The sequence below is a fragment of the Virgisporangium aliadipatigenens genome (assembly GCF_016863615.1).
GTDB classification, from domain to species: Bacteria; Actinomycetota; Actinomycetes; order Mycobacteriales; family Micromonosporaceae; genus Virgisporangium; species Virgisporangium aliadipatigenens.
This window is the reverse complement of the sequence record NZ_BOPF01000022.1, coordinates 148,029-173,149: the sequence shown is the minus strand read 5'-3', so window position 1 is coordinate 173,149 and position 25,121 is coordinate 148,029. Positions and strand designations below refer to the sequence as shown.

The 25,121-nt window shown below is 73.4% G+C and carries 10 protein-coding genes; all 10 read left to right on the top strand.

What is annotated here, in order from left to right:
• The first annotated feature begins 591 nt into the window (after positions 1-591).
• The 10 genes from Val02_RS28320 to Val02_RS28275 are packed head-to-tail and all read left to right on the top strand — an operon-like array spanning position 592 to position 25,113.
• Positions 592-2,322: a fatty acyl-AMP ligase gene (locus tag Val02_RS28320; RefSeq protein ID WP_203902281.1), complete on the top strand. Its 1,731-nt coding sequence runs from the start codon at positions 592-594 to the stop codon at positions 2,320-2,322.
• Entirely contained in the window at positions 2,319-7,253 is a 4,935-nt protein-coding gene (locus Val02_RS28315) for a type I polyketide synthase (RefSeq protein ID WP_203902280.1), read from the top strand. Before Val02_RS28320 ends, Val02_RS28315 begins: the two co-directional genes overlap by 4 nt.
• Positions 7,250-16,387 carry a type I polyketide synthase gene (locus tag Val02_RS28310; protein WP_203902279.1) on the top strand — a complete coding sequence of 3,046 codons (9,138 nt, stop codon included), beginning with the start codon at positions 7,250-7,252 and terminating at the stop codon, positions 16,385-16,387. Before Val02_RS28315 ends, Val02_RS28310 begins: the two co-directional genes overlap by 4 nt.
• A complete protein-coding gene (locus tag Val02_RS28305) occupies positions 16,384-20,373 on the top strand; it encodes a type I polyketide synthase (protein WP_203902278.1) in 3,990 nt (1,329 codons plus the stop codon). The genes Val02_RS28310 and Val02_RS28305 overlap by 4 nt, the downstream gene beginning before the upstream one ends.
• Positions 20,370-21,224, top strand: a complete 855-nt coding sequence (locus tag Val02_RS28300; protein ID WP_203902277.1) for a 3-hydroxyacyl-CoA dehydrogenase family protein — start codon at positions 20,370-20,372, stop codon at positions 21,222-21,224. Before Val02_RS28305 ends, Val02_RS28300 begins: the two co-directional genes overlap by 4 nt.
• 23 nt (positions 21,225-21,247) lie before the next feature.
• On the top strand, positions 21,248-21,508 hold the full coding sequence (locus tag Val02_RS28295) for an acyl carrier protein (protein WP_203902276.1): 261 nt from the start codon (positions 21,248-21,250) through the stop codon (positions 21,506-21,508).
• The gene (locus Val02_RS28290; RefSeq protein ID WP_203902275.1) at positions 21,505-22,641 is read left to right on the top strand and encodes an acyl-CoA dehydrogenase family protein; all 1,137 of its coding nucleotides are present in this window, start codon (positions 21,505-21,507) and stop codon (positions 22,639-22,641) included. Before Val02_RS28295 ends, Val02_RS28290 begins: the two co-directional genes overlap by 4 nt.
• The gene (locus tag Val02_RS28285; RefSeq protein WP_203902274.1) at positions 22,638-23,678 is read left to right on the top strand and encodes an HAD-IIIC family phosphatase; all 1,041 of its coding nucleotides are present in this window, start codon (positions 22,638-22,640) and stop codon (positions 23,676-23,678) included. Before Val02_RS28290 ends, Val02_RS28285 begins: the two co-directional genes overlap by 4 nt.
• Positions 23,675-24,355: a DUF3159 domain-containing protein gene (locus tag Val02_RS28280; RefSeq protein WP_203902273.1), complete on the top strand. Its 681-nt coding sequence runs from the start codon at positions 23,675-23,677 to the stop codon at positions 24,353-24,355. Before Val02_RS28285 ends, Val02_RS28280 begins: the two co-directional genes overlap by 4 nt.
• The gene (locus tag Val02_RS28275; RefSeq protein WP_203902272.1) at positions 24,352-25,113 is read left to right on the top strand and encodes a thioesterase II family protein; all 762 of its coding nucleotides are present in this window, start codon (positions 24,352-24,354) and stop codon (positions 25,111-25,113) included. The genes Val02_RS28280 and Val02_RS28275 overlap by 4 nt, the downstream gene beginning before the upstream one ends.
• Positions 25,114-25,121 lie beyond the last annotated feature (8 nt).

Here is a 25,121-nt window from a genome sequence, read left to right as displayed (position 1 = left end):
ATCCTCGCGGCGGGGTGCGGCGATGACGGACCGACGGAAGAGGGGCAGCAACAATCTCGTGCACGGTGCGCGCGGGCCGCGTAACGCTCGCCGCGCAGAGGCGCGGGCGTGACAGCGCGCGAGACCGCTGTCGCAGAATCGAAGCCGCGCAGCCTGTTGCCAATTGTCGCGTCGCGGAAGCAACCAATGCGTGGGTTCCCGCACGACCGAACGTGCGCCGTTCCTGAGTCAATCCGGCTACCTCGCCTGATCCGCGAACGGGGCCATCCTTCAGGTCGTATCTCGGTTTCCCTGGCGATCACGTTGAACCCTTCCCGAGTGTGTTCAACACGGGAAATGCCGGCACGGGGTGGGAATCGCTATTGATTCTCCTGGCGCTACCCCTCGGTAGCCAAATGTCAAGGTCACGGGCTTCTGTCGTAGCAACGGGGACGCCGGCCCGCGCAGTGGTACCCAGACGGGGACGTTGTGTCTGTGACGGTCCGCACAGATGCTGTTCGGGTTCCGGTCGAAAGGCCTTGGCTGCTTCATCCAACGGGCGGGCCCATGCTTGTCGGAAAATCTGTGGACGGAATTTCGACCGCGAATACGGTGGTCGACGCTTGTCGGATACGTGCGGAAAGTCAGCCGGACGAGATCGCGTGGACATTTCTGCGGGACGGCGTCGAGGTTGCCGCCGAGCTGACCTACGGCGAACTGGACCGGCGGGCCCGCGCGCTCGCGGTGACTCTGTCCGGCCTGGCGCCGACCGGTGAGCGCGCGTTGCTGCACCTGCCCCAGGGGCTCGACTTCTTCGTCGGCTTCTTCGGTTGCCTCTATGCCGGAATCGTCGCGGTGCCGGCCTCCACGGCTGACGCTGCCACCGCATCGGCGGCGGCACAACGCGGTTCGGCGATCATGCGCGGTGCCACACCCCGCCTGGTGCTCACCACGTCGGCACTCGCCGGCGGCCCGCAACTCGCCGGGCTCACGGCCGGTGCGCTGCGGCCCACCGTCGTCACCGTCGACGAACTGGACTCCACCGCGGCGTCCCGTTGGCAGTTACCGCCGATCGGGGCCACGACGCTGGCGTATCTCCAGTACTCCTCGGGTTCCACCGGTTCGCCCAAGGGCATCGCCATCAGGCACGGCAACCTGTTGCACAACATGCGCGCCATCGACCGGCTCTGCGCGTTCCGGCCGGAGACCGTGGTGCCTACGTGGCTACCGCTCTTTCACGACATGGGGCTCGTCTCGACGCTGTCGGTGACGCTCGTCGGCGGGTCCCGCATCCAGCTCATGTCGCCCATGGCGTTCATCAAGCACCCGTACCACTGGCTGCGCCAGGTGGATGCGGCGGACGCCGGCATCGTGGCGCCGAACTTCGCGTTCGAGCTGTGCCGCAGGCGAATCACCGACCGGCAACTGTCCACATTGGACATGAGTCGGTTGCGGCTGGCGCTGGTCGGCGCGGAACGGGTACGGGCGGAGACCCTGCGCGGGTTCGCCGAACGGTTCGCGGTGCGCGGTTTCCGCTCGGAGTCCTTCGTCCCCTGTTACGGCCTGGCCGAGTACACGCTCATGGTCACCGGTGGGCCGCCTGCCCGCCCGATCCGCACCGCCCGGTTCGATCTGGCGGCGTTGAACCGCGGTATCGCGCGCACCCCCGCCGACGGCGAGGATTCCGTCGAACTCGTGGGCAACGGCCGGCCGACGGACGACACGCGGGTCGTGATCGTGGAGCGGGGCTCGTCGCGGCGGTGCGCGCCCGGCGAGGTCGGCGAGATCCTGGTAGCCGGGCCGAGCATGGCCGACGGGTATTTCGACGACCCGGCCCGGACCGCACAAAGCTTCGGTCTGCCGGTCGACGGGATCGACGGGACCTTTCTGCGCACCGGTGACCTGGGTGTCTCGATCGACGGGGAACTCTTCGTCACCGGCCGGGTGAAGGACCTCATCATCGTCGACGGTGCCAACCATCACCCGGCCGACGTGGAGGCCACCGCCGAGGCCGCGCACCCGCGCATTCGCGCCGGTTACTGTGCGGCGGTCGCGGTCGACGACGGCCGGCGGGAACGGGTCGTGATCCTGCTCGAGGTCGACGCGGCGGCCCGGCGGAGCGACGGCGTGGCCGACGAGGTGGCCACCCGGGTGACACAGGCGGTGTCGGCCCGGCACGGGATACCGGTCGCCGAGGTGATGGTGCTGCGGCCCGGCTCCCTGCCGTTCACCACCAGCGGGAAGATCCGGCGTGACGAGTGCCGGCGCGGCTACCTCGACGGCGAGTTGACGCTGTACCGGGTGCTCGACGCGTCGCCCGCACCCGCCGAGTCGTCCACGTGAGCGACGCATGGCCGCCGGCGCGGGTACGGCAGCTGCTGGTCCGCGCGGTGGCCGACGCACTGGACGTGGAACCGTCGTCGGTCGGCGGCGACACGCCGTTCGCGAATCTCGGCCTCAGCTCCGTGCAGGGACTCAGCCTGGTCGGGGCGTTGGAGGAGGAACTCGACCGGCCGGTGCCGGCGACGATGCTGTACGAGTACCCGACGATCGACGAACTGTCCCGGGCGCTGGCCGCTGACACGGCCGGCGGCCCGCAGGCGGCGGGTCCACAGTGGACGGCCGCGGCACCACCGGACCCGGACGACGCGATCTGCGTGGTCGGGATGGCATGCCGGTTCCCCGGCGGAGCGGACACCCCGGAACTGTTCTGGCGCAACCTCTGCGCCGGAGTCGACGGATCTGTGCAGGTGCCGGCCGACCGGTGGGACGCCGCGCGTTACCACGACCCCGATCCGAGCACACCCGGTACCGCCTACACCGACCGCGGCGGGTTCCTGAGCGACCTGGCCGGGTTCGACGCGGCGTTCTTCGGGATGCCCCCCGCCGAGGCGCTGCGTACCGACCCGCAGCAGCGGCTGCTGCTGGAGGTGGCCTGGTCGGCGTTGGAGGACGCGGGAATCGCGGTGGATCGGCTCGCCGGCAGCCGCACCGGGGTCTTCGTCGGCATGATGGGTAACCAGGAGTACGCGCGGCTGCAAATCGACCGCCAGGGCGACGCCTGTCTCGACGACCCGTTCTTCGGCTACGGCACCGCGCCCAGCGTGGCGGCCGGTCGGCTGTCGTACCTGTGGAACCTGCGCGGGCCGAACCTGTGCGTGGACACCGCGTGCTCCTCGTCGCTGGTCGCGGTGCACTTGGCGGCGGAGAGCCTGCAGCGGGGCGAGTGCGACCTCGCGATCGTCGCCGGGGTGAGCGCGCTCAGCCACCCGGCCGCGATGGTGCAGGCGTGCCGCGCGCACATGCTCGCTCCGGACGGGCACTGCAAGACGTTCGACGACGCTGCCGACGGCTTCCTGATGGGCGAGGGCTGCGGCGTGGTGGTGCTGCAACGCCGCGGCGACGCACGAGCCCGCGGGCACCGGGTCCAGGCGGTGCTGCTCGGCTCGGCGGTCAACTCCGACGGGCGGACCAACGGGATGACCGCGCCGAGCGGCCCGGCGCAGGTCGCGGTGATCCGGCGGGCGCTGGAGCGGGCCGGCGTCGCACCGGGACAGGTCGGATACGTGGAGGCGCACGGTTCCGGTACCCGCCTCGGCGACGCAATCGAACTGGCGGCCCTGCAGGAGGTTTTCGGCCTCGACCGGCCTGTCGACCGGCCGCTCGTGGTCGGGGCGGTCAAGACGAGCATCGGGCACCTGCTCGGCGCGGCGGGCATCGCCGGGCTGATCAAGGCCGTGCTGGCGGTGCGGCACGGCACCGTCCCGCCCAACCTGCACCTGCGCAACCGCAGTACCGCGGTGGACTGGGCGCGCTGCCCCATGTTGCTGCCGGACTCGCCGGTCGGGTACCCGGATCGCGCGGTGGTCGGGGTCAGTTCGTTCGGATGGTCGGGAACGAATGCCCATGTGCTGGTCGCCGCCGGGGCGCCGGTCGAGGAACGGGCGAGCGCGGCGCAGAACGGGGAACCGGTGCTGCTGCCGCTGAGCGCGGCATCCGAGGCGGCGTTGCGCGCCGGTGCCGAGGCACTGCACCGACACCTGCGGGAGAACCCGGTGCCGCTGGCCGACCTGGCGCACACGTTACGGACCGGTCGCTCGGCGTTGCCGTTCCGGCTACCACTGTCCTGTGTGGACGGTGACGACGCGATAGCGGCGCTGGAACGGGCGGCGAGCCTCGACGTCGGCAGGGTCGCGCCCGGCGCCCCAGCGGCGGTGACGTTCCTGTTGCCCGGGATGGGTGACCACTACGCCGGGATGGGCGCCGGACTGTACGCCGCCGAACCGGTCTACCGGGCGGTGATCGACCGGTGCGCGCAGGTGTTACGCCCGGTTCTCGGCCTGGACATCACGACCGTCCTCGACACGGCCGAGACGGATCCCGCGCCGGACCTGGCCGGGTTGATGCGTCGGGTGACGGGCCCGGTGCCGGTGCTCTCGGACGCGGCGCGGGCGATGCGGCGGACCGACGTGGCGCACAGTGCGCTCTTCGCCGTGGGTTGCGCACTGGCCGCGTTGTGGCGCCACCGCGGCGTCCCCGTGCACGCCGTACTCGGCTACAGCCTCGGCGAGTACGCGGCCGCCTGCGTCGCGGGGGTGTTCGACCTCGCCGACGCGGCGGTACTGGTCGCCCGCCGTGCGCAGCTGCTCGACGCGATGCCGCCCGGCGGGATGCTCGCCGTCGCCTCGGACGCCGGCCGTCTGCCGCCGCTGCCGCACGACGCGACCGTGGCCGGCTACAACGGCCCGGCGATGACGGTCGTCGCCGGTACCGCCGAGGCGCTCGAGGGATACGTCCGGGCTCTCGACGCAGCGGGGCTGGCCTGGCGCCGGGTGGAGACCGGCCACGCGTTGCACACGCCGCTGCTGGAACCCCTCGCCGACCGGATCGCCGCCCTCGTCGCCGAGGTGCCCCGCCGGGCGCCGACGGTGCCGCTGATCTCGTCGGTCACCGGCACGTGGATCACCGCGGAACAGGTCGCCGATCCGCGGTACTGGGCGGAACAGCTCACCGCCCCGATCCGGTTCGCCGACGGGGTACGCAGCGCCGCGGAGCGCTCCGCCGACGGGACGACGGGGCCCGGCGCGGTTCTGGTCGAACTGGGGCCGGGCGCGAGCCTGACGAGCCTCGCCGGCCAGATCCTGCGGGCCGAAGACGTGGCCGACCCGCTGCTGGTGCCGACGCTGCGGCCGGGCATGCGGGGACACGACCGGCACAGTGCCCTGGACGCCCTCGGCCGGGTCTGGGCCCACGGCGTCGACGTGGACTGGTCCACGGTCCCCGGCTCCGCACACGGTCGCAGCGCGGCCCTGCCGACATATCCGTTCGAACACGTGCGCTTCTGGCCGGACGGCGCCGATCCTGCGCCGACTCGTTCCACTGTGGACACATCGGTGTCGGACCCGGACGCGGACCGATGGGCGTACGCACCGGTGTGGAAGCGCTCGCCGGCACCGCCGCCCGCGGCCGCCCGGCCGCGACGCTGGCTGGTCTTCGCCGACGATTCCGGCCTCGCCGACGCGGTGCTGCCGGAACTGCGCCCGACCGCGGGCGGCATCGACCCGGTCGTGGTGCGCATCGCCGGGCCGGGGCAGGCGCTGGTGGCGGAGACCGACGGCTACCGGCTGGACCCGGACGACGCGGCCGGGTACCGCGACCTGTTCGCGCGCCTGAGCGCCGCCGGGCGCGCGCCGACACACGTCCTGCACTGCTGGTCGCCGCTGTCGACACCGGAACGCACCGAGGCCGGCTTCCTGAGCGTGATGTACACCGTGCAGGCGCTCGCCGCCGCGTCGGTCCGGATGTACGCCGTCACCACGGGCGCGTACGACATCGTCGGCGGCGACGGCGGCGCGCCGCTCGGCGCCACCGTGCACGGCTTCGACGGCTGCCTCGACCTCGAACTTCCCGGCCTGCGCTGCACCGGCATCGACGTGGACGCCGGCCCGGTGGCGGCCAGTGTGCGCGCGCTCGGCGCCGAGCTGGCCGGCGACGGAGACGAACCGCTCGTCGCCTACCGCAACGGCCGGCGCTGGGTGCGGGACTGGGAACCGGTCGCGTTGCCGGCGACGCCGCAACCGCCGTGGCGCAGCGGCGGCGTGTACCTGATCACGGGAGGCTTCGGCGGGCTGGGCCGGGTGGCCGCCCGGGAACTGGCGCGCGCCCACCGCGCCCGGCTGGTGCTGCTCGGCCGAACCCCGCTGCCGCCCCGAGCGCGGTGGGACGACGCGGCGGCCACGGACGACCGGGTCGCGTTCGTGCGCGAACTCGAAGCACTCGGCGCCGAGGTGCTGCCGGTCGCGGCCGACGTCGCCGACCCCGCCGCGGTGTCGGCGGCCGTCGCGCAGGCCCGCAAACGGTTCGGGGCGCTGCACGGCGTGCTACACGCGGCGGGCGTACCGGCCGGCGGGCTCATCCAGACCAAGAGCCGTCACGACGTGGAACGGGTCCTCGCCCCGAAGGTCGCCGGCACCCTCGCCCTGTACGCGGCGCTGCGCGACGACCCGCCGGAGGTGTTCGCGCTGTACTCCTCGGCGGTGGTGGTCCTCGGCGGCATGGGCGAGAGCGACTACTGCGCGGCGAACGCGTTCCTCGACGCGTTCGCGTGGTACGCCCGGGAGCGGGGGATGCCGGTCACCAGCATCGACTGGGGCCCGTGGCAGCGGGACGCGTGGAGCGCCGGTGACAGCCCGGCCGCCGCCCGGCTGAGTGCGCTGCGCCGGCAGTACGGCATCACCGACCCGGTCGGCACGCGACTGTCGGACCGGGTGCTCGCCGGGGCGCTGCCCCAGGTGCTGCTGCTGCCGCGGCCGCCGCGGGAACTCGCCGCCCGGTGGCGGGAGGTCTCCGCCGAGCTGATGCGCGCGCCGGAGCCGGCCCGCCGCTACCCGCGGCCGATGCTGCGCGTGCCCTACGCCGCGCCGCGCACCGACGTTCAGCGGCAGGTCACCGAGACGTGGGAACGCTTCCTGGGCGTCGAGCGGGTCGGTCTCGACGACCCGTTCTTCGAACTGGGCGGCACGTCGCTGGTCGGCCTGAGCATCGTCGCCGAACTGAACCGGCGGCTCGGGGCGCCGGTGTCGGCGGCGGACCTGTTCGCCGCACCGACGCCGCGCGAACTCGCCGAGCTGGCCTCGGCCCGGGCCGGCGGATCCGTCCCTCCGGCCCCGGACCCCGACGGATCCACAGTGGACAGCACCACCCGTGGCCAGCGCCGCCGCACCCTGGCGCGGGCGGCGGCACGGCGCCAATCGCGGAAAGAGAGCAGCACGTGAACGAGGACACCGGCGGGATGATCGCCATTGTCGGGATGGCCGGCCGGTTTCCGGGCGCGGCCGACGTGGACCGCTTCTGGGAGAACCTCTGTGCCGGCCGGGAGTCCATCGTGGACCTCACCGAGGCGGAACTGCGGGCGGCCGGGGTGGACCCCGCCGACCTCGACGACCCCCGGTACGTGCGACGCGGGGCGGTGCTCGCCGACATCGACCGCTTCGACGCCGGGTTCTTCGGGTTCAGCCCGAAGGAGGCCCAGATCACCGACCCGCAGCAGCGGTTGTTCCTGGAGACCGCGTGGAACGCGCTGGAGTCGGCGGCCTGCGACCCGGCGACCTTCGACGGTTCGATCGGTGTCTTCGCCGGCTCGGCGCTGAGCACGTACCTCCTCAACAACCTGGCCCCGCACCCCGACCTGGGCCGGTGGGCGAACACCATGCAGGTGGCGCTCGGCAACGACAAGGACTCCCTGGCCACCCGGGTGGCGCATGCGTTGAACCTCAACGGGCCGGCCTACAGCGTGCAGAGCTACTGTTCGACCTCGCTCGTGGCGGTCTGCGCCGCGGCGACCTCCCTCGTCAGCGGCGAATGTGACGTCGCGCTGGCCGGGGGAGTGGCGCTCAGCGTGCCGCACCGGGTCGGCTACCACTACCAGGAGGGCGGCATCGCCTCCCCGGACGGGCGGTGCCGGGCCTTCGACGCCGCGGCGGCCGGCGCCCCGCTCGGCAACGGCGTCGGCGTCGTGGTGCTGCGCCGCCTCGACGACGCGCTCGCCGACGGCGACCGGGTGTACGCGGTCATCCGCGGCTGGGCGGTGAACAACGACGGGGCCGGCAAGGCCGGCTTCACCGCACCGGGCGTTCGCGGGCAACGCGAGGTCGTGGTGGAGGCGCTGGCGAACGCCGGTGTCCCGCCCGCGACGATCGACTACATCGAGGCGCACGGCACCGGTACGGCGTTGGGCGACGCCGCCGAGGTGGCCGCGCTGGCCGGTGCCTTCGCCGACGTGGAGGCGCCCGGCTCGTGCGCGCTCGGATCGGTCAAGACGAACATCGGCCATCTCGACCGGGCCGCCGGGGTCGCCGGACTGATCAAGACCGCGCTGGCGCTGCACCACGCCACCATCCCGCCGACGTTGCACTTCAGCACCGCCAACCCCGAACTGCGGCTGGAGCGCACGCCGTTCACCGTGCCGACTGCGCTGACCGCATGGCCGGAGCGGGCCCACCCGCGCCGGGCCGGGGTCAGCGCCTTCGGTATCGGCGGCACCAACGCGCACGTCGTCCTGGAACAGGCGCCGCCGTTGCCGCCCCGTACCACCCGTGCGCGGCCGGCGGTGCTGGTGCTGTCGGCGCGCAGCGCGGCCGCCGCCGACGCCCGGGTCGCCGACCTCGCCGCCGCGACGCGCACCGGCGTCGGGGGCGACCTCGCCGACCTCGCCCACACGCTCCACAGTGGACGGACGGCGTTCGAGCACCGCCGGGCGGTGGTGGTGGGCGACCTGCCGGACGCGGCAGCGGCGCTGGCCGAACCCGGTACGCCGCGGGTGCTCTCCGCCGCGGACGTGGCCCCCGGCCGGCCGGTCGGGCTGCTCGTCGCCGGGGTCGGCGAACAGTATCCGGGGCTGGCCGCCGAGGTGTACCGCACCGAGCCACGCATGCGCGAACTCGTCGCCGAGTGCGCCGCCGTCCTCGACGACCTGCTCGGCATCGACCTGGCCGCCGAACTCTTCCCGGCCGACGGGCTGGCCGGCGACGTGCTGCTGCGCCCGGAGACCGCGCAGCCGGCCGCGTTCGCCGTCGGCTACGCGATGAGCCGGCTGCTGATGGAGTGGGGCGTCGTGCCCGACGCGATCGCCGGGTACAGCGTCGGCGAGTACGTGGCGGCGACCCTGGCCGGCGTGCTCGACCTGCCGAGCGCCCTGCGCCTGCTGGTGCACCGGGCCGAACTCATCGCCGCGCTGCCGGCGGGGGCGATGGTGGCCGTGGGCGCCTCGGCCGCGCGACTGGAGCGCATCGCCGGGCCGCTGCTCGCCGACCTCGACACCGCCGCGGTCAACGCCCCCGAGGTGCGGGTGCTCGCCGGCACGGCCGAGGCGGTCGACGCCCTGTGTCGGCGGTTGGACGCGGCGGAGATCTCCTACCGGCGCCTGACGACCACCCACGCGTACCACTCGCGGATGCTCGCCCCGGCGGCGGACGCGCTCACCGCGTGGGTCGCCCGGCACGTCGAGGCCCGCGCGCCGCGGATCCCCTACCTGTCCAACGTGACCGGCACCTGGATCCGGCCGGAGGAGGTCACCGACCCGGGGTACTGGGCCCGGCACATGTGCGCAACGGTGCGTTTCGCCGACGCCGTCGGCGACCTGCTCACCGGCTCCGACCGGGCGCTGGTCGAGGTCGGTCCGGGCCGGTCGCTGGGGGCACTGGTGCGCCAGCACCCCGCGTACCGGCCGGCGATGGCCGCCCGCGTCGTCGCCACGCTGCCCGGCCGGCACGAACCCGGTGGCGCACAGGTGCTGCACACCGCGATCGCCGGGCTGTGGCTCGCCGGTGTGGACGTCGACTGGGCCGCCTACCACGCGCCCGATCGGCCGCGCCGCGTCACCCTGCCCACCTATCCGTTCCAGGGGGAGCGGTACTGGATCGACGCGCCGGCGCGCGCCGCCGCCGCACCCGCGCGGGACCCGGAGCGGTGGCTGCACGAACCGTCCTGGCGGGAGGTCGAGGACGGGCCGACCGGCGAGCCGCCCGGTGAGGTGCTGATCCTCGGGCACCGCAGCGGACTGGCACCGGCGCTGGCGCAACGGCTTGCGACACCGTCCACCGTGCTCGTCGCCGGCGCGGATGCCACCGCGGTCCGCCCCGACCGTCCCGAGGACTACGCCCGCGCGGTCGCCGCCCTGGTCGCCGCCGGCCGCGCGCCGACGGCCGTGGTGCACCTGTGGGGGACGGGAACGGCGCCCGGCACCGATCCGGCGCGCCGCGACCTCGGCCTGATGAGCCTGCTGTACCTCGCTCGTGCACTCGCCGCGCAGGGCGTCCGGCAGTGCCGGATCCTGCTGGTCACCGACGGCGCGCTCGACGTGGTGCCGGGCGACGTGCCGACCCCGGAGAAGGCGATCGGTCACGGCGCGGCGGCGGTCCTCGGACAGGAGTACCCGGGCCTGGAGTGCCGGGTCGTCGACCTGCCCGCCGGCACCGACCCGGCGGCCGGCGCGGCACACCTGGCGGCCGAACTGGGCCGGCCGGGCACGGAGACGGTGGCCTATCGCGACGGCGTGCGCCGCGTCCGGTGGTTCCGGCCGGTGGCGAACCTGCCGCACCGGGCGGACCCGCTGCGCGACGGCGGCACCTACCTGATCACCGGTGGGTTGGGCGCGATCGGGCTCGCGATCGCCGGACACATCGCGGCGACAGTCACCGCGCCGCGGCTCGTCCTCACCGGACGCAGCGGGTTGCCGCCCCGCGCGCAGTGGCCACAGCTGCGGGCCGGGGACGGTGTGCTCGCGACGCGGATCCGGGCGGTCACGGCACTGGAGGAGGCCGGAGCGCGGGTCCTCGTGCTCGCCGCCGACGCCACCACGCCCGGTGCGATGGCCCGGGTCGTCGCGCAGGCCCGCGCCCTGTTCGGCAGCGTCGACGGCGTGGTGCACTGCGCCGGGGTGACCGAGCCCGAGGCGTTCGGCCCGATCGAGACCATGTCCGAGGCGGACGTCGCGGCGCACCTGGCCGCCAAGGTGGAGGCGATCCTCGCGGTCGAGGAGGCACTCGGCGACGCGCCGATCGACTTCTGCGTCGTCCAGTCCTCGATCAGTTCCGTGCTCGGCGGCCTCGGCTTCGGCGCGTACGCCGCCGCGAACGCACTGCTCGACGCGCACGTGCGGGCGCGGGCCGCACGCGGCCGGCCGTGGCTCACCGTCAACTGGGACACCTGGCGCACCGGCGAGCCGGCGACCGGGCCGCTCGGCGCGACGATGTCCGCGCACTCGATGAGCGTCGCCGAGGGGCTGGTCGTCTTCGACCGGGTGCTGCGCTGCGCCCTGCCGCAGGTGGTGGTCTCCGTCGGCGACCTGGACGAGCGGATCCGGCAATGGGGCACGGCATCGCCGGCCGAGGCCGGTCCGCCGGCCCATGAGCGTCCGGCGTTGCCGGTGGCGTACGTGCCCGCGACGAGCGACATCGAGCGCCGGCTCACCGCGCTGTGGCAGGACGTGCTCGGCGTCGGGTCGGTCGGCGTCAACGACAACTTCTTCGACCTCGGCGGCACCTCGCTGATCGGCCTGCAACTGCTGCGCCGCGTCACCGACGAGTTCGACGTCGCGGTGCCCACCCTCGTGCTGTTCGAGGCGCCCACGGTCGCCGCGCTGGCGAGGCATCTCGCGGGCGCGTCCACCGGCCAGGAAAGCGCGCCGGCGGCCGCGCCGCGCCGCCCGGCCCCCGAGGGCGGCGCCGACGACCTGATCGCGGTGGTCGGCATGGCCGGTCGGTTCCCCGGCGCCGCCGACGTCGAACGGTTCTGGGCGAACCTGCGCGACGGCGTCGAGTCGATCGCCCGGTTCACCCCGGACGAGCTGATCGCCGCCGGTGTACCCGCCGAGCAGGTGCACGATCCGGCGTACGTGCCGGCCCGGCCGGTCCTCGACGGCATCGACCTGTTCGACGCGGGCTTCTTCGGCTACAGCCCCCGCGAGGCCGAACTGACCGACCCGCAGCACCGGATCTTCCTCGAATGCGCGTGGCACGCGCTGGAGAACTCCGGTTACGCCGGAGACGCCGCGGCCCCCGTCGGGGTCTTCGCCGGCACCAACATCAGCACCTACCTGGCCGGCCTGTACCGCGCCGGCCACCTCACCGACCAGGTCAACGACTACCAGGCGGTGATCGGCAACGACAAGGACGCGCTCGCCACCACCGTCTCCTACAAGCTCAACCTGACCGGGCCGAGCATGGCGGTGCAGACGTTCTGCTCGACCTCGCTCGTCGCCGTGCACCTGGCGGCGCAGAGCCTGCGGGCCGGGGAGTGCGAACTGGCCCTCGCCGGTGGCGTGTCGGTCCGGGTACCCGACCGGGTCGGGCACCGTTACACCCCAGGCGGGATGGAGTCGCCGGACGGCCACGTGCGCACCTTCGACGCGCGGGCGCGCGGTTCGATGTTCGGCGACGGGGTCGGCGTGGTGGTGCTCAAGCGGCTCACCGACGCGCTCGCCGACGGGGACACGGTGCACGCGGTGATCCGCGGGTCGGCGGTCAACAACGACGGCGCGCTGAAGGTGGGCTTCACCGCGCCCAGCGTCGGTGGGCAGGCCCAGGTGATCGCTGCGGCACTGGCGGCGGCGCGGGTCGAGCCGGACACGGTCTCCTACGTCGAGGCCCACGGCACGGCGACCGAACTCGGTGACCCGATCGAGATGCTGGCGTTGAGCCGGGCCTACGGGACGCGGCCGCCGGAGCGTTCCTGCCCGATCGGTTCGGTGAAGACGAACGTCGGCCACCTGGACCGGGCGGCCGGGGTCTCCGGACTGATCAAGACCGTGCTCGCGCTGCGGCACCGGCAGCTGCCGCCGAGCCTGCACTACACCGAGCCGAACCCCGAGATCGACTTCGCCAACGGCCCGTTCCACGTCAACACCCGGCTGGCGCAGTGGCAGCCGGCGCCGGGGGCACCGCTCCGGGCCGGCATCAACTCCCTCGGCATGGGCGGCACCAACGTCCACGTCATCGTGGAGGAGCCACCCGCCACCGAACCGGGCCGGCCCGGCCGCACGCCGCAGTCGCTGGTGCTGTCGGCACGCACCGTCGAGGCGCTGGAGGAGGCCGGCGCGAACCTCGCCGCACACCTGCGCGGCGTCGACGACGAGGCGCTGGCCGACGTGGCGTACACGCTCCAGGTGGGGCGCCGCCGCTTCGCCCACCGGCGCACGGTCGCCTGTTCCACCGTGGACGAGGCGGTGCGCGCCCTGTCCGGCGACGATCCGGCGCGGGTGCTCACCCGGCACGATCCGGTCGACAACCGGCCGCTGGCGATGGTCTTCGCCGGCGTCGGCGAGCAGTACCCGGGGATGGCCGTGGACCTCTACGGGTCGGAGCCGGTGTACCGGGCGGTCGTCGACGAGTGCCTCGCGGTGCTGGAACCGCTGCTGGGCCCGCGGATCAGGACGGCGCTGACCGAACCGGCCGCCGCCGTCCCGGCGATGGACCTGCGCGCCATGCTGGGCCGGGCGGGTACGACGCACGCCGCCGACCGGCCCGCGGACGACGTCACCGCCACCGCCCTCGCCCAGCCCACGGTCTTCGTCGTCGAGTACGCGGTGGCCCGGCTGCTGATGTCGTGGGGCGCGGTCCCGGAGAGCCTGGCCGGCTACAGCCTCGGCGAGTACGTCGCGGCGACCCTGGCCGGCGTGCTCAGCCTGCCGGACGCGCTGAAACTCGTCGCCTACCGGGCGACGCTCATCGACGCGCTGCCGGCCGGGGCGATGCTGGCGGTCCCGATGGCGCCGGAGCGCCTCGCCCCGCTGATCGGCGAGGCGCTCGACGTCGCCGCGGTCAACGCCCCGGGCATGTCGGTCGTGGCCGGTCCGGCCGAGGCCGTCGCCGACCTGGAACGGCGGCTCGCCGCCCGGGAGGTCGCCTGCCGCCGGCTCGCCACCACGCACGCGTTCCACTCCCGGGCACTGGTCCCGGTCGCCGAGCGGCTCACCGCGTGGATCGCCGCGCAGATCACCCTGCATCCGCCGCGCGTTCCCTACGTCTCCAACGTGACCGGCGACTGGATCCGCCCCGAGGAGGCGGTCGACCCCGGCTACTGGGCCCGGCACATGTGCGGCACCGTGCGCTTCGCCGACGTTCTCGGCCGGTTGCTCGCCGAACCGGAGCGGGTGCTGGTCGAGGTCGGCCCGGGGCAGTCGCTGGGGGCGTTCGCCCGCCAGCACCCGGCGTGTACCCCGCAGCGCGGCGGACTGCTCGTGCCGACCCTGCCCGGACGCCACGAACCGGCCTCCGCGGTCGCCGGCCTCACCGCCGCACTGGGCCGGCTGTGGCTGCTCGGGGTGCCGGTGGACTGGGCCGCACACCACGACGGAGCCGGACGCCGACGGGTTCCGCTGCCCGGGTACCCGTTCCAGCGCGAGCGGTACTGGGTGGCGGGCCGGGCGCTGCCGAGCGGCCCGGGCGACGACGCGCCGCCGGTACTCAGCGGCAACCCGCGGGAGATGCTCACGTCGCTGCCGCGGGAGAGTCCGGAGCGCTGGTTCTTCGTGCCGTCGTGGCGGCGCGCCGCGGTACCGGCCGGGCCGCCGGCCGACCTCACCGGCACCTGGCTCGTCTTCGCCGACGGCGGCGACCTCACCGACGCCGTCGTGGCGGCACTGGCCGAGCGGGGCGCCACGACGGTCACGGTCGAGGCGGGGGTCGCGTTCGCCGAGCACGCGCACGGGTTCACGATCCGTTCCGGCGACCGCGACGACCACGCCCGGCTGCTCGCGTCGGTGCCCGCCCCGCGCGGGGTGGTGCACCTGTGGTCGGTGGGCCGGACGCCGCCGGAGCTCGATCCCGAGGCGGCCGAACAGTGGCTGCTCGACCGCGCCTACTTCAGTCCACTGTGGACGGCGCAGGCGCTCGGCGCGTCGGGGGTGACCGCCGCCGACGTACTGGTCGTCACCGCCGGGGCCGTCGACGTGACCGGCACCGACGAGGTGCGTCCGGCCGCGGCCACCAGTGCCGGCCCCTGCCGGGTGATCCCGCTGGAACTGCCCCGCCTGGCGGTGCGCCAACTCGACGTCGTTCCCCCGAACGGAACCGGAGCGGCGCGGGCGGTGGCGGGACGACTCCTCGGCGAACTGTCCGCGGACCCGGCCGACGTCACCGTGGCCTGGCGCGGACGGCACCGCTGGCTGCCCGAGATCCGCCGGATCGCGGCGCCGGCACCGGCCGGCACACCAGCGCTGCGCCCCGACGGCGTGTACGTGCTCACCGGCGGACTGGGCGGGATCGGCGCGGCGGTGGCCCGCGGGATCGCCGCCACCGCCCCGGGTGCGCGGATCGCCCTGCTCGGGCGGACCGCGCTGCCCGAACCGGAGCACTGGCCGCAGGTGCTGGGCGACCCGGTGGCCGACCCGGAACTGCGCCGGCGCGTGCAGGTCGTCAGCGACCTCGCCGGCGACGGTGCCCAGGTGCGCGTGTACGCCGCCGACGTTGCCGACGCCGACGCCGTCGGCACCGCGCTGGACGCCGTCCGGCAGCAGTTCGGCCGCATCGACGGGGTGTTCCACCTCGCCGGTGCCCCGGGAATGGGCCTGCTGCAGTTCAAGACGACCGACAACGCCGCGATCGCCTTCGGGCCCAAGGTGACCGGAACGCGGGTACTGCTGGAGCGTCTCGCCGCCGACCGGCCCGACTTCGTCGTGCTGTTCTCCTCGATCTCGTCGATCACCGGCGGCGGACCGGGCCAGGTCGACTACTGCGCCGCCAACGCCTACCTCGACGCGGTCGCGCAACGGGCCGGCGCCGACGGCCTGCCGGTGCGCAGCGTCAACTGGGGCGAGTGGCGGTGGAACGCCTGGGGCGCGGGCCTGTCCGGCTACGCCCCCGCGGTCCGGCAGTTCTTCGACGACAACCGCCGCCACTTCGGGATCACCTTCGAGGAGGGCTGGCAGGCGCTGCACACGCTGCTGCAGGCCGGATCGCACGGCGAGCCGCAGGTCATCGTCTCCACCCAGGACTTCCGGGTCCTGGCCGACCTGAGCCGCACGTTCACCATCGACACCGTCCTGTCGCTGAGCCAGGAACTCGCGTCCCGGCACGCCCGCCCGGAACTCGGCACCTCCTACGTGGCGCCGGGCACCGACACCGAGCGGGTGGTCGAGAAGCTGTGGGCCGAGGCGCTCGGCATCGAACGGGTCGGCATCCACGACAACTTCTTCGAACTGGGCGGCAACTCGCTGCTCGGCGTCGACCTGATCGCACGGCTACGCCACGAGCTACGACACGACGCGTTGACACCACACGCTCTCTATCTCGCCCCGACCGTTCATGCGCTGGCCCAACTGGTCAGCGATGCCCAGGCGGAGCCGGTCGACGACCGGCGCGCCCGGGGCGAGTTGCGGCGCCGGAACCTGCGTACGAGGAGGACATCATGAACGGCGAGCAGGCTCCCGAGTCGATCGCGATCGTCGGGCTGGCCGGGCGGTTCCCGGACGCGCCCGACGTGGGGGCGCTGTGGCGCAACCTGCGCGAGGGCCGGGGCGCGGTACGGCCGCTGACCGAGGACGAACTCGCGGCCGTCGACCCGCAGGTGCGACGGCACCCGGACTACGTCGCCGTCGGCGCGACCGTGCCGGACGTCGACCAGTGGGACGCGGCCTTCTTCGGCTTCAGCCCGCGCGAAGCGGCCTACACCGATCCGCAGCAGCGGCTGTTCCTGGAGTGTTCCTGGGAGGCGGTGGAGAACGCCGGCTACGACCCGCGCAACGTGCCGGGTGTGGTCGGTGTCATCTCCGGCTGCAACTTCCCCACGTACCTGCAGAACAACATCGCCGGGCACGACGAGCTGATCGCCGAGGTCGGGCACCTGCCGATCGCGATCCGCAACGACCGCGACGGACTGTCCACATTGGTCAGTTACAAGATGGACCTGCGCGGCCCGAGCATGGCGGTGCAGACCTCCTGCTCCACCTCGATGCTCGCCGTGCATCTGGCGTGCCAGAGCCTGCTCAGCTACGAGACGGACATGATGCTGGCCGGCGGCGTGTCGATCACCACGCCGCAGGCCTCCGGCTACGTGTACGAGGACGGCGGGATCGCGGCCCGCGACGGCGTGTGCCGGGCGCTGGACGCCTCCGCCAAGGGCGGCGTGTTCAGCAACGGCGTCGGGGTGGTGCTGCTCAAGCGGACCTCCGAGGCGTTGCGCGACCGCGACCAGATCTACGCGGTGATCCTCGGTACCGCGTCGAACAACGACGGGATCGCCCGCGCCGGGTACGCCGCACCCGGGTTGCGCGGCCAGCGTGAGGTGATCACCGAGGCGATGGCCGTCGCCGGGGTGGGTCCGGACGACATCTCCTACGTCGAGGCGCACGGCACCGGCACGCTGCTCGGCGACGCCATCGAACTGGAGGCGCTCAGCAAGGCGTTCGACGCCCGGGACCGGAGCGGTCCGCCGTGCACCATCGGTTCGGTCAAGTCCAACCTCGGCCACGTGGATCGCGCCTCCGGCGTCACCGGGCTGATCCGCACCGCGCTGATGCTCAAGCACCGCACCCTGTTGCCGCAGGTCAACTTCACCTCGCCCAACCCGGGAATGCCCGCCGACCTGTTCCGGGTCAACACCGAACTGGTGCCGTGGCCGGAGGTCAACGGCGGGCGGCGGGCCGTGATCGACTCGTTCGGCCTGGGCGGCACGAACGCCGCGGCGGTGGTGGCCGAGGCGCCGGCCGCGCTGGACGTCACCGACGAGAGCGGGCGCGCGCAGGTGCTCGTGCTGTCGGCGCGGACCCCGGCGGCGCTGGAGGCGGCCACCGGCAACCTCTCGTCGTTCCTGGCCGAACGCCCGGACCTCGACCTGGCGGACGTGGCGTTCACGTTGCAGACCGGGCGCACCGGCTTCAACCACCGGCGGGTGCTGACGGCGGCGAGCGTGTCGGAGGCCGTCGCCGCCCTCGACGACGCGGCGGGCCGGACCTGGACGGCCGACCAGGACCACCGCGACCGCCGGGTCACGCTGGTCGTGCCCGAGCGAATCCCGGTCACCGCGGCGGACGCGCGTGCGCTGTGCGCCACCGAACCGCTGTTCCGGGAGGCGTTCGACGCCGCGGCGACCGCGATCGGCGCCGCCGACCCGTTCGGCTCGCCGGCCTTCGAGGCGCTCGTCGGGTACGCCGCCGGCCGTCTCCTGCACGGCTGGGGGATCACACCGGCGAACACCGTCGGGGTCGGCACCGGGGCCGTGGTGGCCGGCGTCCTGGCGGGAACGCTGCCGCTGGCCGCGCTCGCCGATGGCGCCTCCTCCCGGCCGCAGGACGCCGACCTCGGCGCGCTGGACCCGCACAGCGTCATCGTGGAACTGGGCGACGGCCGGCTGCTGCGGGCGACCGACCCGGGCGGCGCGAACGACTCGGCGCTGCGGCTGGCCGCGCTGCCCGACCCGCACGCGGGCGGGGACGCGTCGCGCGCCCTGCGGGAACTGCTGGGCCGGCTCTGGCTGGCCGGCGTCAGTCCACAGTGGACGGAGCTGTACCGCGGGCCGCGGCGGCGGGTGCGGCTGCCCACCTATCCGTTCGAGCGGCGGACCTGCTGGATCGATCCGGTGCCGCGCGGCACCGGTGGGCGGCGCTCCCGCGAACGCTACGACGACGTGGCGGACTGGTTCTACGTTCCCGCCTGGCGCCAGGCGCCGCGGCTGACCACCCCCGGGTTCGGCCGCCGCTTGGTCGAGGCCGGCCCGTGGCTGGTGCTCGGCACCGACTCGCCGACGACCAAGGCGGTCGCCGACCGGTTGGAGGCGGCCGGCGCCACGGTCCGCGCGGCCGAGTGGGCACCCGGAACGGCGCTGGACGCCGAACTCGCCGCGGAGTGGATGCGCCCCCGACCGCGCACGATCGTCTACCTGCGCGGGCTCGCCGGCACCCCGAGCGGGCAGCCGGCGGAGGCGCTCGCCGACTTCGACGAACGCCTCGACGCGGGCTTCTACGGCATCCGGCGGCTGCTCGGCGCGCTCGCCGACGAGCCCGGATCGGAGCAGGTGCGCATCGTGGCGGTCACCCGGGGCGGGGTCGCGGTGCACCCGGCCGACCCGCTGTCACCGGCCGACGCGGCCGTAGCGGCGCTGTGCCGGGTGGCGCCGCAGGAGAACCCGGGGATCAGCTGCCGCACCGTGGACGTGGACGCCACGCTCTCCAGCGACACGCTGGACGCGCTGCTGGCCGACGTGCTGGAGGACGACCCGACCGCCGTGGCGTACCGGGGCGGTGCCCGGTGGGCGTTGGACTACGTCCAGCAGCGGCTCCCCGAACCGGATCCCACCGACGGCCCGCTCTCCGCCGGGCTGCGCGAGGGCGGGGTGTACTTGATCACCGGCGGGCTCGGCCAGGTGCCGCTGGCGCTCGCCGAGCACCTGGCCGTCCGGTACCGGGCCAGGCTGGTGCTGTTCAACCGCACCGGCCTGCCACCGGTGCAGGAGTGGGACGCGGTCCTCGCCGACCCGTCCGCGGACGCCCGCACGGCCGGGCGGATCCGTCGGGTCCGCGCCCTGGAGGCGGCCGGGGCACAGGTGCTGGTGCTGGCCGTCGACGTCGCCGACCGCGCCCGGGTGGCGGCCGCCGTGGCCGAGGCGACGGCGCGCTTCGGCCCGCTGAACGGGGTCATCCACGGCGCCGGCCTCAGCGGCGAGGAGTACTTCGGCATCACGCATGACCTCGCCCGCCAGGCGTGCGACGAGCACTTCCGCGGCAAGGTCCACGGGATGGCGGCACTCGCCCAGGAAATCGACCTCGACCGGCTGGACTTCTGCCTGTCGATGTCTTCGCTGTCGCTGGTGCTCGGCGGGATCGGACACGGTGCCTACGCCGCCGCCAACGCCGCGTTGGACGCGCTGGTGGTCGCGATGGCCGGCGGGGGCCGGCGCCGGCTCATCACCGTCGACTGGGACGCCTGGCAGAACAGCATCGAGCGGGGGGAGCAACTCGGCGGCGCCGCCACGGTCTCGCCGTACTCCTCGACCTACGCGGAGGGCTGCGCCGCTTTCGAGCGCGCGCTGACCGCCGTCGGCGCGCTGCCCCTGCTGGTCAACTCAACCGGCGACCTGCACACGAGGTTGTCGGACTGGGTCGTCGGCGACACGGCGGTCGGCGGCGGTGAACGGCATCCGCGTCCGGCGCTGGCCACGGCGTACGTGCCCCCGGCCGACGAGGTGGAAACGAAGATCGCCGAGGTCTGGCAAGAAGTCATGGGCCTGGTGGAGGTGGGCGTGTTGGACAACTTCTTCGAACTGGGTGGGCATTCGTTGATGGCGGTACAGGTGATCGGACGGATCCGGGCGGCGCTCGGGGTGAACGTGCCGCTGGCGGTGCTGGGCGAGTGCCCGACCGTGCGCCAGATGGCCGAACGGATCCAGGCGGGTGCCCGGTGAAGCGGATCGGGGTGATCGGTGCCGGCGTGATGGGCACCGGCGTGGCGCAGAACTTGGCCGCCGTCGGCCTGGAATCGGTGCTCGTCGACGTCGACGACGCGACCCTCGAACGGGCGCGGCAGCAGATCCAGCGCGGCGCGCGGATGAGCCGCCTGCTCTCCCCGGCCGGCGCCAACGGTGCGCGCAGCCCGGAGCCGAACCTCGACCTGATCCACTACACCACGGACTACACCGAACTCGGTGACGTCGATTTCGTCGTCGAGAACATCACCGAGAAGTGGGACCTCAAGAGCGCGATCTACCCGCGCCTGGACGCGATCTGCGCACCCGGCGTGGTCTTCGCGGCCAACACCTCGGCGATCTCCATCACCCGGCTGGCGAGCCTCACCACCCGGCCGGAACGGGTGCTGGGCATGCACTTCATGAACCCGGTGCCGATGAAGCCGGCGGTGGAGGTGATTCGCGGCTGGCACACCTCCGACGAGACCGTGCGGACCGCGCAGGAGCTTCTCGCCCGCATGGGCAAGGAAGGGATCGTCGTCGCGGACGCGCCCGGCTTCGTCTCCAACCGGGTGCTGATGCTGACCGTCAACGAGGCGGTGTATCTGGTGCAGGACGGCGTCGCACCGGCCGCTGACGTCGACCGGGTGTTCAAGTCGTGCTTCGGCCACCCGATGGGCCCGCTGGAGACCGCGGACCTGATCGGCCTCGACACGATCCTGCACAGCGTCGAGGTCCTGTACGAGAGCTTCAACGACAGCAAATACCGGCCGTGCCCACTGCTGCGCAAGATGGTCGACGCCGGCCTGTACGGGCGCAAGTCCGGGCAGGGCTTCTACACCTACAGCTGACCATTCACCCGGAGGACCGATACATGTCAGACGATACGCGGGCGACGATCAGGCAGTTCATCTGCGGCCGGTTTCCTTCGGTGTCCATCTCGGACACCGACGACATCTTCGCGATCGGCGTGGCGACCTCCCTCTTCGCCATGGAGCTGGTGATCTTCGTGGAGAACACCTTCGGCTTCCAGGTCCCCAACGAGGAACTGGAGATGGCGAACTTCCGCAGCGTGGAGGCGATCGCCGCACTGGTGGCGCGCCAGTCGGCCACGGTGGCGGGCGGCACCGGATGACGCCGGAACGCTCGGCGTTCCGCGCGTTCGTCGACGAGACCGTGGCGCCGCGGGCCGACGAGTTCGAGCGCGACGAACGGATTCCCGACGACGTTTACAAGGCGGTCGGCGCACACGGATGGTGGGGTGCGGTGGTGCCGGCCTCGGCCGGTGGCACCGGGTTCGACATGCGCACCCTGGCCGCACTGCACGAGGAGATCGGCCGCGGCTGCTCGTCGCTGCGCAGCCTGCTGACGGTGCACACGATGGGCGCCTACGCGCTGTACCGCTGGGGCAGCGCCGCGGCCCGGGAACAGTGGCTGCCGGACGTCGTCACCGGCGCGGCGCGGATGGCGTTCTGCCTCACCGAACCGCAGGCCGGCAGCGACGCCACGATGGTGGCCACGACGGCCACCCCCGACGGGTCCGACTTCGTGCTCGACGGCGTCAAGCGGTGGATCACCGGCGGGCAGGTCGCGGACCTCTTCCTGGTCTTCGCCCGCACGCCGCGCGGGCCGGCGGCGTTCCTCGTCGACGCGCGGAACCCGGGGGTGAGCCGCAGCCCGATCAGTAACGTGCTCGGCACCCGCGCGAGCATGCTCGCCGAGGTGCGCCTCACCGGTTGCCGGGTGCCCGGCACCGCCCTGGTCGGTGCGGCCGGTGCCGGGATGCTGGTCGCCACCGGCGCGCTGGACCTCGGCCGGCTCAGCGTGGCGGCCGGCAGCTGCGGCATCATCGACGCCTGCCTGGACGCCACGGTGGCGCACACCGCCGGCCGGGTTCAGGGCGGCGGCCTGTTGCGCGACCACCAACTGGTCCGGGCGAAGGTCAGCGACATGCTCACCGACCTCTACGCGGCCCGGGAACTGGTCAGCCGGGCGGCCCGGCTCAAGGACGCCGGCGACCCCGAGACCATCAACGCGACCTGGGTCGCCAAGTATCACGCCTCGACGGCGGCGATGCGCGCGGCGACCGACGCCGTGCAACTGCACGGGGCACTCGGCTGCGCCGACGGACATCCGGTCAACCGCTACTTCCGGGACGCGAAGGTCATGGAGATCATCGAAGGCAGTACGCAGATCCAGCAGGTCACCATCGCCGAACACGCCTACCGGCGGGTCCCCGCGGCGAACGCCTCGGGCGGTGCGCGATGAGCGCCCAGGGCCGGATCAAGTGCGTGGTGTGGGACCTCGACAACACCCTCTGGGACGGCATCCTGCTGGAGGACGAGCGGGTGCGGCTGCGTCCGGAGATGGTCGAGGTGGTGCGCCGTCTCGACGAGCGCGGCATCCTCAACTCGATCGCCAGCCGCAACGACCACGACGTCGCGATGCGCCAGCTGGCCGACTTCGGCGTCGCCGACTACTTCATCTACCCGCAGATCTCCTGGAACGACAAGTCGCACTCGATCTCCGCGGTCGCGAAGCTGGTGAACATCGGCCTCGACACGATCGCCTTCGTCGACGACCAGCCGTTCGAACTGGCCGAGGTGGGCTTCGCGCTGCCGCAGGTGCTGTGCGTGCCGGACGCCGAGATCGGGGCCCGGTTGGCGACCCCGGAGTTCACGCCCCGGTTCATCACCGACGAGTCCCGGCTGCGTCGCGAGATGTACCGCAGCGCGATCGAACGCGACCGGGCCGAAGAGGAGTACGACGGCGCCAACGAGGCGTTCCTGTCCACATTGGACATGCGGATGACCATCGCCCCGGCCGCCGAGGAGGACCTGCGCCGCGCCGAGGAACTGACCGTGCGCACCAACCAGCTCAACTCCACCGGCGTCACCTACTCCTACGCGGATCTCGACCGGTACCGCACCTCGCCGGATCACCTGTTGCTCGTCGCCGGTCTGACCGACCGGTTCGGCGGCTACGGCAAGATCGGCCTGGCGCTGGTGGAGACCGCGGGGGAGGCCTGGCGGCTGAAGCTGCTGCTGATGTCCTGCCGGGTGATGTCGCGCGGAGTCGGAAACGTCCTGCTCGGACACATCCTGGGACTGGCCCGCGACGCCGGCCGGCAGCTGGAGGCGGATCTCGTGGAAACCGGCCGCAACCGGCTGATGCTCATCACCTACCGCTTCGCCGGATTCCGGGAGGTGCGCCGGGAAGGTCAGAGCGTGGTGCTGCGGGCCGACCTCGACCGCGTGCCGGAACCGCCGGCATACCTGACCGTGGAGTACGGGGCCCGGTCGTGACCGACCTCGCGGTCGCCGCCAAGCTGCTCGACGGACTGGACGCCCGCCGAGTGCTGGTCGGCGGCGTGCCGCGCATCCTGCTCAACGGTCTCGGTCCGCCGATGGCGTTCCTCGCCGGCCGCGCCCTGGGCGGCCTGGTCGGTGGTATCGCCGCCGCGGCGTCGCTGTCCCTCGGCCTCTTTTTGTGGGAACGGCGTAAGTCCCGGCCGGGCCTGCTGGCCTGGATCTCGCTCGGCGAGCTGACGCTGAGCGTGGTGATCGGGATCGTGTTCCACAGCGCTGCCCTGTTCTTCCTGCCGGCGGTGCTGATGGACCTGGTCCAGGGATTGAGCTGCTACGCCTCGTGCGCGACCCGGCGGCCGTTGGGTCGGGTGCTCGCCAGCGAGATGGTGGTGCTCCCCGACGCGGTCTACGAACTGCCTCGCGTCCGGCGGCTCACCCTGTGGCTGACCGTGGTGTGGGGCACCTACTTCACCGCGCGCGCCGTTGTCTGCCTCTGGGCCCTGGCGCTCTGGCACACCGACGGGTTCCTGGCGGTGCGGGTCGCGGTGGACGCGCCGGTGGTGCTGCCGCTGCTCGCCGGCTCGATCGTGGTGATGGTGCGCCGACTGCGCGAAATCGTCGGGGAAGAGGTCGGCGCCCGCGCCGTGCCCACCGCCACGGGGGTCGCCGGATGAACGCCGGACGTTGGTTGCCGGTGGTGCCGAGCCGGGCGGCACCGCTGTCGCTGTTCTGCTTCCCGCACGCGGGTGGCGGTGCCGCCCTTTTCCGGCCGTGGACGGCGCCCCTGGCCCGCGTCGGGATCGAGTCGTGCCCGGTCCAGCTGCCGGGCAGGGAGGACCGCTTCCGGGAGGAACCGTTTCGCCGGGTCGACCTTCTCGTGCCGCGGGTGCGCGCGGTGCTCGAACCGTACCTGGACCGGCCGTACGCGCTGTACGGGCACAGCATGGGCGCGATCGTGGCGTTCGAACTGGCCCGGGCGCTGCGCCGGGAGGGCGCGCCGCCGCCGGCGCACCTCGTCGTCTCCGGCCGGATCGCCCCGCACCTGGTCGACCCGCGGCCGACGCTGCACGACCTGCCCGACGACGTCCTGCTGAAGCGGCTCCACGCGCTCGGGGGCATTCCCGACGCGCTGCGCGCCGCGCCCGAACTGCTCGCCGTCGCGCTTCCCCTGGTGCGGGCCGACCTGGAGCTGAACGAGACGTACCGGTACGTCGCGGAGCCGCCGTTGCCGGTGCGGTTGAGCGCCTACGGCGGCGCCGACGACCCGAAGGTCGACGCCACGGAACTGTCGGCGTGGTCGTCGCAGACCGCCGCCGAATTCCGGCAACGGACGTTCCCCGGCGGACATTTCTTCACGCAGAACGCCCGGGAGGCGATGCTGACGATGCTCGGCCTCGACCTGGCCGCCGGCCTCGGTTCCGTAACGCGTTGACATCGGGA